Origin of the sequence: Embleya sp. NBC_00888 (genome assembly GCF_045207655.1) — a bacterium.
Lineage (GTDB): Bacteria > Actinomycetota > Actinomycetes > Streptomycetales > Streptomycetaceae > Embleya.
The window spans coordinates 7,298,882-7,311,150 of record NZ_CP108784.1; the positions used below are offsets into that span (position 1 = coordinate 7,298,882).

Below are 12,269 nucleotides of genomic sequence, written 5' to 3' on the forward strand. Positions count from 1 at the left end.
TCCTCCGTGGGGGTGCGGGCCCCCATCATGGCGCGAGGGTGCGGGCGGAGTGGTGCGTTTTGGGTATTTGGTGGTGACGTGACCACGCGTCGAGGCCCCCCGAGCGCGGCTGCTCGGGGGGCCTTCGCGAGGGTGGACGCGGGGTCGGCACATGGTCGGCGCGGGCCGGCGCGGTGCCGCGCCCGGGTTCAGCCGGTGGGCTCGGGCTCGCGTTCGGGGGCCTTGGCGAGCGAGATCGCGTGCGCGTCGACGGGCAGGGTGTCGGTGTGCCGGGGGAGCAGGGCGAGCAGGCGCTCGCGCTCGGCCTCGGGGGTGTCCTCCTCCAGCGGGTCGGGGGTGTGCGGGATCTGGATGCGTACCACGGGGCCGTTGCCGATCCGGATGTAGCCGCGGCCGGGGGGCATGCTCTCGCCGCCGGAGATGCCGGGGGCGGCGCCCAGGACGGTGTACGTGGTCTCCGGGTCCAGCGGGCCCAGCACGACGCGGGTGTGCGTGTCGGCGATCAGCGCGGGGCGCAGTCGGTCCAGGTGGGTGGGCCGGGCGCTGGTGATCACCCCGACGTGTGCGGCGCGGCCCAGGCGCAGCGGGAGGTCGAGCAGTTCCTGCGGGTCGGTGCTGCCCTGTCCGGCGGCGAGATCGCTGAGTTCGGTGATCTCGTCGAGGATCAGCCACAGCGGTCGGCGCGCGTTGTCCGGTACCGCGGTGCCGTATTGCTTGGCGTGGGTGACGGCGGCGATCCGACGTTCGGTCTCGTGCCGCAGCCAGGTCAGCATCTCCAACGCGCCGTGGTAGCCGGTCTCGATCCGCAGGATGTTGCGCCGACCGGCCAGGCAGGCGTAGTCGCCGGAGCCGCTGCCGTCGATGATCACGATGTCGCCGTCGCGGGCGGCCTGGAGGGCGATGGTGCGCAGCAGGTTGGACTTGCCCGCGCCGGGGGCGGCGACGGCGAGCAGGTGCGGGTCGGTGCTGCGGTGGCCGGTGCGCCAGATGACCGGCGGGAGTTGCCGGATGGTGTCGTCCACGCGGATCGGGACGCGGCGGTTGGTGCTGCCGGCGTCGGTGACGCCGAGCAGGATCTCGCTCGGCGCGGTGATGAAGTGTTGCGCGGGCACGGCCGAGGGCAGCGGGGGCAGTGCGGCGACGGTGAGGTGGTTGTTCTCGGTGTCCCAGTCGTAGAGGTACTCGCGGCCGCGGCCGGTCTTGGCCTGGAGCACACGTTCGATCCGGGCCCGGGCGGTGGGGTCGTCGTCGGTGAAGTAGGGGCTGTAGGTCAGTTCGAGACGGGTGATCCGGTCACCGTCGAGTTCCCAGTGCCGGAAGGCGTTCTGGTACGGGCCGCCGGGGTGGAAGAGGCGGGCCGGGTCGTGGTCGTCGGCGAGGTAGGGCACGAGGCCGTTGTAGACGGCCTGGAGTTTGACGTCGGTGGGGTCGGGGGCGGGCTCGGCGGGCGGTTTGTCCGCGCGGCCGAGCCAGGCGGCGCCGGCCAGGATCAGCAGCAGTGCGATCAGCGGGGCGTAGGGCAGGAAGTAGAGAGCGAGCAGGACACCGGCGACACCGGCGACACCGGCCTTGCGCTTGTCCGCCGACGCGCCTTTCCACCACGTGCGCGCCCAGGCGAGTTGTCGGTTCAGCCCCCGGCTGAGGGTGAACACGGGCGAGAACGTGTCGCGGGTGTGGTGGTGGATGCGCTGGGCGCGCGTGCGGGTGTTGCCGATGCCCTCCTTGGCGCGCTGGGCGATGGTGACGAGGGACTTGGGGCCGGGGGACATGCGGTCTCCGTGAGGGGTTGGTGCGGGTAGGCGGGAGGCCCCGGTTCGGGGGACGAGCCGGGGCCTGGGGCCTTGCTGTGGTGGGGACGGGCGCGGGTCAGAAATTGAGGCCGCTGAGCAGGTTGGCGATGCTGTTGCCGCTCGCGGTGATGTGTGGGGCGATCGAACTGCCGGCCAGATAGAAGCCGAACAGGGCGCAGACGAGGGCATGCGGGATTCTCAGCCCGTCCTTGCGGAAGAAGACGTAGGCGATGACGCCGAGCAACAGGACGCCGGAGATGGACAGAACCATGGGTGCTCCTTCGGGCGGTGCACTCAGTGTGTGAGGTGCGGGGTGAGGATCCCGGTGCGGCCGAGGCCGTACAGGACCAGGACGGTGGCGCCGAGGCGCCCGGGGGTGGACAACGCCCAGAGGGCGGCATGGAGCGCGATCACCAGGGGGAGGGTGGCGATCGCGTACACGGTGTGGAAGGTGCGCGATTGCGGGGTGCCGGCGCGGGTGGCGGGGGCCAGGGTGCGGCGGACGACCGAGACGAGGGTGGGCGACGCGGGGGCGGCCGGGGCGGGGGCTTGGTCGGGGACGGGGGTGGGGCCGGCTTCGGGATTCGGGTCGGTGGGGGACGTGCTGCGGGGGTAGGGCAGCAGTCGTTTGTGGATGAGGCGCATGTGGGTGCTTCTCCCCGAGGTGCCGGCCGGTTGGCCTATCAAGGCAGTACTCAAAGTGCTCTTATCGTTACAAATGGTGCACATCTGTCAAAGCATCAAACGGGTGGAATCGCCACGATTTTCCCGAGGGTCCACTCGCATGGGTGAGGCGATGAACCTGTTTGCCCAGGTGGGATCGCGGGTCGCGGCCCGCGGGCGGCCGATGAGGACGGCGTCGCGGCACGATCGACTTGATATCGATTTCCCGACAAACTCACCCATTGGAGTGGTGGTCGGTGATCGCGTCGTTTCGGCTCCGGCCCGGTTCTGGCAGCGTGAGGCCATGGCCATCCTGCTCGTGGTGCACCACACGCCCTCGCCGACGCTCGCCGAGATGCTGGAGGCGACCCTCGCCGGCGCCCGCGATCCGGAGATCGAGGGCGTCGAGGTCCGGGTCCGGGCCGCGCTGACCTGCTCGCCGGTCGAGGTGCTGGAGGCGGACGGCTACCTGCTCGGCACCCCCGCGAACCTGGGCTACATGTCCGGCGCGTTGAAGCACTTCTTCGACGGCGCCTATTACCCGTGCCTGCACGAGACGGTGCGCCGGCCGTACGGGCTGTACGTGCACGGCGGCAGCGACACCACCGGCGCGGTGCGCTCGGTCGAGTCGGCGGCCGGCGGGTTGCAGTGGAAGCGGGTCCGCCCGCCGGTGGAACTGGCCGGGCCGGTCACCCGCGACGCGCTGGCCGCGTGCACCGAGCTGGGCGCGGTGGTCGCGGCGGAACTGATGGACGCGAACTGACGCGGGTGCGGGTGGGCTCGTGGTGGTCCGGGGGCTCGCGCCGGCCGGCGGGCGAGGCGTGTACGGCCCACGGCCCCGCCCCGGAGCGACGGCCGCTCGGGTCCCCGCACGCCGGGTGGTGTCAGTGCGGGCGGGCCCAGTGCGGCGGGTGGGTCCGGGCGGTCTCCAGGGCGGAGGGGGTGGGGCGCTCGACCGTGTCGGGGACGGCCTCCAGCGGGATGGACAGGGCCCGGGCCCAGGTGCGCCGCCAGCCGAGGCGGCGCTGGGTGCGGGCGGCCTCCCGGCGGGCGCGCGCGGTGGCGCGGCGGGCGATCTCGGCGCGGGCCAGGCCCTGGCTGCGCAGCCACAGCGGGCGCGTGTGCAGAAGCTCCTCGACGTAGGCGGTGGTCCACTTGTTGCTGCGCGGACGCAGGTCCAGGACCAACTCCACGGGCAGCCCGAAGAGTTCGGCGACGGCGTCGTCGGTGAGGTGGTCGATCACCGCCTCGGCGGCGCGACACACCGCCTCGGCGCGCCGCTGCTGGGCGTGCCACTCGCGATCCAGCCAGCGGGTGACCGCGGCGCAGGCGTGTTCGAGTTCGCGGTCCGCGTGCAGTTCCAGCAGCCAGTGCGGCGGGTCGGTGGCCAGTTCGTGCAGCAGGTCGGCGCTGACGTGGTGGTCGATGGAGGGGACGCGGTGCGCGATGTCCTCGGCCGGCACGCCCAGCGTCGCCCACACCCGATGCGGCCGGGCGAGCGAACGCAGCGCGGTGATCGCGCGCGGGGTGGCGGCGGCGAGCAGGTCGGCGATCTCGCCCGGCTTGTAACGGCACTGGGCGCCGATCTCGGCGATGTCGCGCACGCGCGGGTCGCCCATGAACCTGCGCAGCCGCGCGGGCGCGGTGCCGTGCAGCCGGGCCAGCGCGCACGCGAAGGCGATCACGTCGGCCGGGTCGGTCTGCCGGTCGGGGGCCAGGGACGCGAGGTACCGGCGCGCGTTGTGGGCGCGCTCGCGGTTGTGCGCCCGGGTGGCGGCGGCCTTGCTCGCGGCCAGCGAGCGGGCCACCCGCCGGGCCGCCTCGCGCAGTTCGCGGTCGGCGGCGATGTGCGGGTGCAGGGTGTCCACGTCGGCGGTGCGGTAGTAGCGCACCTCCGACTCGCGGCCGTAGCGCAGGACCCGCACCCGGTCGACGACGGGCAGCCCGGCGGCCGGCGCGATCCGGCGGAAGCACTCCCGGCTGATGCCGAGGCGCTGCGCGGCCTCGGTGACGGTCAGCGGCTCTTCGCGGCGCAGCGCGGTGAGGAAGGGGACGGGGTCGGCCGCGGCGCGGGCGACCGCGTCGGCGTCGAAGGTGCCGTCCTGGTGTTGGGCGAGCAGTCCTGTACGGGCGGCGAGGCGGACCTGACGGGGGACGAGCCCCAGCGCCTTGCCGACGCGTGCCGCACCGATGCCTCCTCGGGTCACGACCGGCCCCTTCCGTACGGGTGACACCGAACGGGGCGACGATAGAACGGCTGCGGGTCGCGAGGGAGGGCAAAGGGCGAAATCCGCCCGATCGTGCGGGGAAGCGATAGGACAGGTTACGGCAAATGGGGGACGGTGGGGAGTTCGTCGGGAGTGCGCCGGCGGAGTGTCCCGGGTCGGGCGCCTCGGGCCGACGGTGGCCGGCGCGAGCGTCGGTGCCGGGCGCCTTCGATCGTGTCGGCCGCCGTCGGATCGGTGGTGCGCAGCCGAACAGTGGAACCTGATCGTGTCGCGTGGCCAGGCCGGCGCATGTCCTGGTTCGTGACCCTACGGTCGGATACATGCGTATTGTCATCGCGGGTGGACACGGAAAGATCGCACTTCGGCTGGAGCGGCTGCTCGCCGATCGCGGACACACGGTGGTTGGGTTCATTCGCAACCCCGACCACGCGAACGATCTGGTCGCGGCCGGGGCCGAGCCGGTGGTGTGCGACCTGGAACGGGCGCCGGTCGAGGAGGTGGTCGAGCACCTGGTCGGCGCGGACGCGGTGGTGTTCGCGGCGGGCGCCGGGGCGGCCGGCACCCGCGAGCGCACGATGACGGTCGACTACGGTGGCGCGGTGCTGATGGCCGACGCGGCCGAGGACGCGGGGGTGCGGCGCTACGTGATGGTGTCCTCGATGGGTGCCTCGACCCGCCCGCCCGCCGACACCGACCCGGACTTCGCCCTCTACCTCAAGGCCAAGGGCGAGGCCGACGAGGACCTGCGCTCGCGCGGCGCGCTCGATCTGACCGTGCTGCGCCCGGGGCGGCTCACCGACGACCCCGGCACCGGGCTGATCGCGCTGTCCGAACGCGAGGGGCGGGGCGCGATCCGCCGCGACGACGTGGCGGCCATCGTGGCCGAACTGCTCGACGAGCCCGGCACGATCGGCAAGACCCTGGAGGTGGTCGGCGGCGACGTGCCGGTCGCCGAGGCGGTCAAGTACGCGGCGGCGAAGCCTCGCCCGTGAGGTCCAGCGCCATCAGCACGTCGTCGACATAGCGTCCGCCGAGCAGGAACTCGCCCTCCAGTACGCCCTCGATCCGGTAGCCGCAGGCCAGGTAGAGCGCCCGCGCGGAGGCGTTGCCGCCGAGCACCCGCAGGGTGATCCGCCGGGCCCCGCGCCGGCGCGCCCGGGCCTCGGCGGCGGCGAGCAGCAGTCGGCCGACCCGGCGGCCCTGATGGTCGGGATGCACCGCGAGCCCGTTGACGATCTGCACGTGGCCGGAGGCCGGGCACAGCGTGGAGTGCTCCAGCAGCAGGTAGCCCACGACGAGGTCGCCCTCGTGCGCGACCAGGGTGTCGCGCACGTGCTCGGCGCTGCGGAAGAAGACCTTGTCCGCCGCCCAACGCGGCGCGGGGGTGACGTCGGGGGACCACGTGAGGTGGTCGATCTCGGCAAGACTCGTACCGTCGGCCTCGGTCGCGGGGCGGACCTGGACGCGGGTTTCCTCCGATGTGCGCGACATCCGATCATCGTCCCACCCGGGGCCGGGCGCCGGGCAGATCGGGTCGCGGACGATCTTGACGACCGCTTCGCGTGCGCCGCGTTCGCGCGGCGTGCGCGCCCTAGACTCGTGCGCATGACTTCGCCCCGGGTGCCCGAGGACCTCGATCGTCTCGCGGCCGGCAAGTACGTCCTGTTGACCACGTTCCGCCGGGACGGGCGTGCGGTGGGCACGCCGGTGTGGGTGGTCCGCGACGGCGCCGCGCTCGGGGTGTGGACGGCGCGGGACTCCGGCAAGGTCAAGCGCATCCGCAACGACGGGAAGGTCACCGTCGCGGCGTGCGACGCGCGCGGGAACCCGCGGGGCGGGGCCGTGCCGGGACACGCCTCGCTGCTGGACGCCGCCGGGACCGAGCGGTATCGGGGACTGATTCGGCAAAGGTTCGGGGTGATCGGGCGGTTGACCCTGTTCGGCAGCCGACTGCGGCGCGGGACGGCCGGGACGATCGGCGTCCGGATCGAGTTGGGCGAGCGGGAGTAGGACCGGTGTCCCGCCCCCGGGAGCACCGACCGGGCCGTCGCCGGGCAGTGCCCGCCGGGGTGCTGCTGGTCGACGGTTGCGCGGTTGCGCGGTTCTACGGTCGAAGGGTGAGCTTGAAGCCCACGTGCGAGTCGGTGAAGCCGAGGTTGCGGTAGAAGCGGTGGGCGTTCTCGCGGGTGCCGTTGGAGGTGAGCTGGACCAGCGTCGCGCCGCGTTCGCGGGCACGGTCGATGGTCCAGCGCATCAGGATCGTGCCCAGGCCGCCGCCGCGCTCGCTGCCGGCGATGCGTACCGCCTCCACCAGGGCCCGGGTGGTCCCGCGCTGGGACAGGCCCGGAATGATGGTCAACTGGAGCGTGCCGATCACCGTCCGCGCACCCGTCGCCGGGTCCGGTCGGGTCATCACGACCAGTTCCTGGTTCGGATCGGCCGTCACCCGCTCGAAGGCCGCCAGGTACGGCGTCAGATCCTCCTGCGAGTCCCGCCCCGAGCCGAGGGTGTCGTCGACGAGCAGCCCCACGATGGCCGCGATGTCGTCCCGGCCCGCCGGCCGGATTTCGATGTCGTTCATGACGCCCAACGTAGAGGGAGCCCTCCGCCGGCCATCCGTTCGGTCCCGGGCGCGGCGTCGGGGGCGGTCGGTGACGGATGACTGAGGTCACCCGCGTACGGCCAGGGGAGTAGGCGGGAATTCGGCCGCGCGCAGGATCCGTTGACACCATTGAGGGCGGATGCTTGTCAGGCCACATGGCAAGCGGCCTAACGGGGAGGTTCCACGTGGATGCCGTGCACGAGTGGGTGGAGCGGTTGGGTGATCTACCACCCTCGTACGCCTATGTCGTGATCGCGCTGGTCGCCGTCGTCGAGACCGGTCTGCTGCTGGGCGTCTTCGCGCCCGCCGAACCGGTGCTGCTGCTGGGTGGGCTGCTCACCTCCACCGGCCACTTGGCGCTGGTCCCGGTGTTGATCATCGCGACCGCCGCCGCGCTCGTCGGGGACACCCTCGGTTACCTCTCCGGCAGACATCGCAGCGAACGCATAAGGACCGGACGGCTGGGTCGCCGGGTGGGCGAGCACCGCTGGGAACGGGCCGAGGAGATGTTCACCCGCGGTCGCGGCGCCGGCGGCGTGACCGTGATGCTCGGTCGCTGGGTCGCGTTCGCCCGGACCCTGCTGCCGCGACTCGCCGGCGCGGCGGGCATGCCCTATCGGCGGTTCGCGCCGTGGAACGCGGTCGGGATCCTGGTGTGGGTGCCGGGCTCGATCATGCTGGGCCGGCTCGCGGGCAGCGCGTACCCGTCGGCGGCGAGCGTTCCCGGTTGGATAGGGGCCGCGATCGTCGCGATCGGTATCGTCGCCGGCATCGTCACCTACGTGCGCCGGCGTCGGCGTCGCAAGGCCGAGGAGAACCGTTCCTCGGCGTTCGGGGACCCCGCGGCGGAAGGGCCCGCGGGTTCACGGCGTGATTTCGCCGGCGCGACGGCGGCGGTCCGCGAGGACAGCGCCGCCTGATCCGGGCGCTGCCGGCGGTCAGCCGCGCAGTGCCGCGTCGCCGTGCTTGGACACGTGCTCGTCCAGCGCGGCGAGAGCCCGGGTGACCTCCTCGTGCGAGCCGCCGGCGCGCTGCTCCTTCCAGTACGCGGAGCCGAGCTGCTTGAGCAGCGCGGACGCGTCCCGGCCCACCTGGACCTCCTCGACCTTGTGCTTGCCGGTGTTCATCGTGTCTTCGGCCATCTTCCTGGCCTTGTCGAGGAAGCCGCTCATCGCGCCGTTCTCCGTTCCCGTTCGGGACGGACATCGCTGCCGCCCCGAGGTCGCTGCCGTACCGGGATCACCGTCCGCAACGCGGCACCGTCCCGCCGAGATCATTCGATGATCGATCAACGAATGGTACGGATGCGAAGATCCCGAACGGAAGTACACCGATTCGGCCGGGCATTTCACCCGTTCGGCACTGACGGTGGTCCCCTCCCGTCGCCCCGCGCATACCTGTCGATTCCCGTCAGGTATGCGCGACACTGGCGATCATGCGCGCGAGCCGACTGCTGACCATCCTGTTGACCCTGCAGACCCGGGGCCTGGTCACCGCGACCGAGTTGGCCGAGCAGTTGGAGGTGTCGGTCCGCACCGTCTACCGCGACGTCGAGGCGCTGGGCGCGGCGGGCGTTCCGGTCTACGCCGAACGCGGTCCGGCCGGTGGCTACCGCCTCCTGGAGGGTTTCCGGACCCGGATCAACGGGCTCACCCAGGACGAGGCCGACGCGCTGTTCCTGGCCGGACTGCCCGGGCCCGCGGCCGAGCTGGGGCTGGGCGCGGTGGTCGCGTCCGCGCAGCTCAAGGTGCAGGCGGGACTGCCGGCCGAGCTGCGCGATCGGGTCGGACGCGCGCAACTGCGCTTCCACCTGGACGCGCCCGGCTGGCATCGCGAGGCGGACCGCTCGCCGGAGCTGGCCCGGATCGCGGGCGCGGTGTGGACCGATCGGCGGATCCGGGTGCGCTACCGGCGCTGGGCGGGCGAGGTCACCCGCGACCTGGAGCCGTACGGCCTCGTGCTCAAGGCGGGCGCGTGGTACCTGGTGGCGCGCACCGCAGGCGAGGGCGAGCACCGCGACCGCACCTACCGCGTGGTGCGGATCGAGGAGCTGGACGTGCTCGACGAGGCGTTCGAGCGAGATCCGAGCTTCGACCTGGCGGCCTACTGGCAGACCTGGTCGCAGGACTTCGTCGAACAGTTGCGCCCGATCCTCGCGGACGTGCTGGTGACCGAGGACGCGCGGGCGATGGTGCGGCACCTGTTCGGCGCGCATGTCGCGGACACCGTGGAGGCGAGCGCGGGCGAGCCGCTGCCGGACGGCCGCATCCGGGCCGACTTCCCGATCGAGACGATCGAGGTGGCCGTGCCCGAGCTGCTGCGCCTGGGGCCGGGGATCGAGATCCTGGGCCCTCCGGAGCTGCGCGCGAGAGTGGCCGCCGAAGCACGCGCGACGGCGGCGCGGTACGCGTGAGCGCCCGCGCCGCCGTCGGTGCGGTGGATCGGGGGGCTACGCCCCGTCCCGGCGGAACAGACGTACGCCCAGGGTGACCGAGACGGCGGCCAGCGCGAGTGCGGTCAGCACGCCCGTTCCGACCGTGCCGCCGTAGTCGCCCACGAACGCGGACCGGACCGCCTGCACCTGGTAGCGCAGCGGGTTGGCCCGGGACAGCCCGTCCAGCCAGCCCGGGGCCAGCGACATCGGCAGCAGGATGCCGGACAGCAACATCACCGGCAGGTTCACCGAGTTCACCACCGGCGCGAACTCCTGCGGACTGTCCACCCGCATCGCCAGGGCGTAGGACAGGGACGCGATCGAGGCGGTCATCAGCGCGACGAACCCGAACCCGATCAGCACGCCGACCAGCGGCGCGCGCAGCCCGAACGCCACGCCGACCAGGACCAGCAGCACGGATTGGGCGAGCAACTGCACGATGTCCTTGAGCACGCGCCCGAGCAGCAGCGCGAGTCGGCTCACCGGGGTCACCCGCATGCGCTCCACCACGCCGTGCTGCTTCTCGATCAGGATCCCGAAGCCCGCGAACGCGGCGCTGAACAGCCCGAGCTGCACCAGCAGGCCCGGGACCAGGGTCTGCCACGAGTCGCCGTCGCCGCCGAGCGGGACGTCGCGCAGCAGCGGGCCGAACAGGATCAGGAACAGCAGCGGTTGCACGAGCCCGAAGATCAGGCCGATCCTGCTCGCGACGGTCTGCCGCAGGTAGCGGCCGAAGATCAGGAGCGTGTCGGCCGCGAGGGCGGACCCGGCGGACGGCGCGGGCGGCGCGGCCCGGCCGGTCGGCGTGGTCGGGCCGGCGGGCGCGGAGGAGGTCGACGGTACGGACGGTGTGGTCATGGCTACCTCGGCCGGGTCAGACGGCGATCGGAGTCTCGCTCGGCGCGGGGGTGCGCCGACCGGTGATGGCGATGAACGCGTCCTGGAGCGAGGCGTCCGGGGAACCCGCGTACTCGGTCTTGAGCGCGTGCGCGGTGCCCTGGGCGACGATCCGGCCCCGGTCGACCACCACGAGCCGGTCCGCGAGCGCGTCGGCCTCGTCGAGGTAGTGCGTGGTCAGGAAGATCGTGGTGCCCCACTCGTCGCGGATGCGCCGGACCAGGTTCCACAGGTCGACCCGGCTGCCCGGGTCCAGGCCGGTGGTCGGCTCGTCCAGGAAGAGCACGTCGGGGCGGTGCAGCAGGCCCATCGCCAGGTCGAGCCGGCGCCGCTGGCCGCCGGAGAGCGCCGCGCACGGGCGGTCGAGCAGGTCGAGCAGGTCCAGGTCGGCGGCCAGTTCGGCGGCGCGGGCCCGGGCGTCCGCCTTGTCCAGGCGGTAGAGCCGGGCCTGGGTGGTCAGTTCCTCGCGCACCGACACGGCCGGGTCGACGCCGCCGGACTGGGCGACGTAGCCGATCCGTCGGCGTACGCCCGCCGGGTCGCGCAGGAGGTCGTGGCCGGCCACGACGGCATTGCCGCCGGTGGGCGCGAGCAGCGTGGTCAGCATCCGCAGGGTGGTGGTCTTGCCGGCGCCGTTGGGGCCGAGGAAGCCGAGGATCTCGCCCGCCGGGACGGTCAGGTCGATGCCGCGCACCGCCTCGACGGTGCCGCGCTTGGTGCCGAAGGTCCGGGTGAGCCCGGTGGTGTGGATGACCGGTGTCATGGCACTACCGAAACACAGTCGATCCAATTTTGCAATGACCCCAAAGTTTGAGTGTCCCCATGAAGGCTAGGATGGCGGTATGACGGAGTCGGAACCCGCCGAGGGCCTGCGTGAACGCAAGAAGCGCCGGACCCGCACGCACATCTCGGACGTCGCGACGGGCCTGTTCCTGGAGCGCGGGTTCGACGCGGTGACCATCGCGCAGATCGCCGAACTGGCCGAGGTGTCGGTGAACACCGTCTACAACTACTTCCCGGCCAAGGAGGACCTGTTCTTCGACCGCGAGGCCGAGGTGGTGGACCGACTGGCCCGCATCGTGCGCGAGCGCGCGGCGGGCGAATCGGCCACGCGCGCGGTGCTCGGCGCGCTGCGCCGCGACATCGAGGCGCGCTCGCCGTACGCGGGCCTGGTCGAGGGCTACGAGCGGTTCACCCGGGTCATGCACGAGTCGCCGGCGCTGATGGCCCGGCTGTGGCGGATGCAGCAACTGGGCGCGGACGCGCTCGCGCTGACCCTCGCCGAGGAGGCGGGCGCCGCGTCGGACGACCCGGTGCCGGCGCTGATCGCGGGCCAACTGGCCGGGATCCAGCAGGCGGTCTTCCGCGACATCGGTCGACGGATCGCCGACGGGGGCGGCCCGGAGGCGGCGGTGGAGTACGCGCTGGCGCAACTGGACGCGGTCGAATCGCTGCTCGGCGCCCAGGTGTTGGGCTACGCGGTCCGTGCGGGAGATCCGGCCGGGCCGGGCCCGGCGACGGGGTGTGCCGGCGGCGACGTCGGGGAGGAGCATGACATCGGCGGCGACGGGGCGATCGATCCGCGATGATCTGCGTGGTCGGCGCCGCCGGGCTCGGCCGACGGATGCTCGGCCGTCACAGGCCAGACAACAGGA

At 72.8% G+C, this 12,269-nt stretch carries 15 protein-coding genes; 6 read left to right on the forward strand and 9 right to left on the reverse strand.

Annotated elements, in window-relative coordinates; genetic code table 11:
* Window positions 1-188 precede the first annotated feature (188 nt).
* The 3 genes from OG948_RS31020 to OG948_RS31030 form a co-directional block, all read right to left on the reverse strand.
* Window positions 189-1,769, reverse strand: coding sequence for a hypothetical protein (locus OG948_RS31020; RefSeq protein ID WP_406299607.1), 1,581 nt, complete (start codon window positions 1,767-1,769; stop codon window positions 189-191).
* A 97-nt stretch (window positions 1,770-1,866) separates the two neighbouring features.
* Entirely contained in the window at window positions 1,867-2,061 is a 195-nt protein-coding gene (locus tag OG948_RS31025; protein ID WP_395865676.1) for a DUF2304 domain-containing protein, read from the reverse strand.
* A 23-nt stretch (window positions 2,062-2,084) separates the two neighbouring features.
* The gene (locus OG948_RS31030; protein ID WP_406299608.1) at window positions 2,085-2,435 is read right to left on the reverse strand and encodes a hypothetical protein; all 351 of its coding nucleotides are present in this window, start codon (window positions 2,433-2,435) and stop codon (window positions 2,085-2,087) included.
* A 322-nt stretch (window positions 2,436-2,757) separates the two neighbouring features.
* On the opposite strand from OG948_RS31030, the gene OG948_RS31035 reads away from it, so the two are divergent.
* Complete coding sequence (locus OG948_RS31035) at window positions 2,758-3,216, forward strand: flavodoxin family protein (RefSeq protein ID WP_395865673.1); 459 nt, start codon at window positions 2,758-2,760, stop codon at window positions 3,214-3,216.
* Window positions 3,217-3,337: 121 nt separating this feature from the next.
* Here OG948_RS31035 and OG948_RS31040 read toward each other — a convergent pair whose 3' ends face one another.
* Window positions 3,338-4,660: a hypothetical protein gene (locus tag OG948_RS31040; RefSeq protein WP_406299609.1), complete on the reverse strand. Its 1,323-nt coding sequence runs from the start codon at window positions 4,658-4,660 to the stop codon at window positions 3,338-3,340.
* Window positions 4,661-5,001: 341 nt separating this feature from the next.
* Here OG948_RS31040 and OG948_RS31045 point away from each other — a divergent pair, with 341 nt between their 5' ends.
* Entirely contained in the window at window positions 5,002-5,673 is a 672-nt protein-coding gene (locus OG948_RS31045; protein WP_406299610.1) for an SDR family oxidoreductase, read from the forward strand.
* On the opposite strand, the gene OG948_RS31050 is transcribed toward OG948_RS31045, so the two are convergent.
* Entirely contained in the window at window positions 5,642-6,172 is a 531-nt protein-coding gene (locus OG948_RS31050) for a GNAT family N-acetyltransferase (protein WP_406299611.1), read from the reverse strand. The two genes, OG948_RS31045 and OG948_RS31050, sit on opposite strands and share 32 nt — an antisense overlap.
* A gap of 114 nt (window positions 6,173-6,286) precedes the next feature.
* On the opposite strand from OG948_RS31050, the gene OG948_RS31055 reads away from it, so the two are divergent.
* Window positions 6,287-6,691 (forward strand): PPOX class F420-dependent oxidoreductase, encoded by a 405-nt coding sequence (locus OG948_RS31055; RefSeq protein WP_406299612.1) that lies wholly within the window; start codon window positions 6,287-6,289, stop codon window positions 6,689-6,691.
* Window positions 6,692-6,785: 94 nt separating this feature from the next.
* Here the strand turns inward: OG948_RS31055 and OG948_RS31060 are convergent, their stop codons facing one another.
* Complete coding sequence (locus tag OG948_RS31060; RefSeq protein WP_406299613.1) at window positions 6,786-7,262, reverse strand: GNAT family N-acetyltransferase; 477 nt, start codon at window positions 7,260-7,262, stop codon at window positions 6,786-6,788.
* Window positions 7,263-7,468: 206 nt separating this feature from the next.
* On the opposite strand from OG948_RS31060, the gene OG948_RS31065 reads away from it, so the two are divergent.
* Window positions 7,469-8,203 carry a DedA family protein gene (locus OG948_RS31065; protein ID WP_406299614.1) on the forward strand — a complete coding sequence of 245 codons (735 nt, stop codon included), beginning with the start codon at window positions 7,469-7,471 and terminating at the stop codon, window positions 8,201-8,203.
* Window positions 8,204-8,221: 18 nt separating this feature from the next.
* Here the strand turns inward: OG948_RS31065 and OG948_RS31070 are convergent, their stop codons facing one another.
* Window positions 8,222-8,455 (reverse strand): hypothetical protein, encoded by a 234-nt coding sequence (locus OG948_RS31070; RefSeq protein ID WP_406299615.1) that lies wholly within the window; start codon window positions 8,453-8,455, stop codon window positions 8,222-8,224.
* Window positions 8,456-8,718: 263 nt separating this feature from the next.
* Between OG948_RS31070 and OG948_RS31075 the strand changes: the two genes are divergently transcribed.
* Window positions 8,719-9,696, forward strand: coding sequence for a helix-turn-helix transcriptional regulator (locus OG948_RS31075; RefSeq protein WP_406299616.1), 978 nt, complete (start codon window positions 8,719-8,721; stop codon window positions 9,694-9,696).
* A 36-nt stretch (window positions 9,697-9,732) separates the two neighbouring features.
* Here the strand turns inward: OG948_RS31075 and OG948_RS31080 are convergent, their stop codons facing one another.
* Together OG948_RS31080 and OG948_RS31085 are read right to left on the reverse strand one after the other, a co-directional pair.
* Window positions 9,733-10,575, reverse strand: a complete 843-nt coding sequence (locus OG948_RS31080) for an ABC transporter permease (protein WP_406299617.1) — start codon at window positions 10,573-10,575, stop codon at window positions 9,733-9,735.
* 16 nt (window positions 10,576-10,591) lie between these two features.
* Window positions 10,592-11,377 carry an ABC transporter ATP-binding protein gene (locus tag OG948_RS31085; protein WP_406299618.1) on the reverse strand — a complete coding sequence of 262 codons (786 nt, stop codon included), beginning with the start codon at window positions 11,375-11,377 and terminating at the stop codon, window positions 10,592-10,594.
* 79 nt (window positions 11,378-11,456) lie between these two features.
* On the opposite strand from OG948_RS31085, the gene OG948_RS31090 reads away from it, so the two are divergent.
* On the forward strand, window positions 11,457-12,203 hold the full coding sequence (locus OG948_RS31090) for a TetR/AcrR family transcriptional regulator (protein WP_406299620.1): 747 nt from the start codon (window positions 11,457-11,459) through the stop codon (window positions 12,201-12,203).
* The last annotated feature ends 66 nt before the right edge of the window (window positions 12,204-12,269 follow it).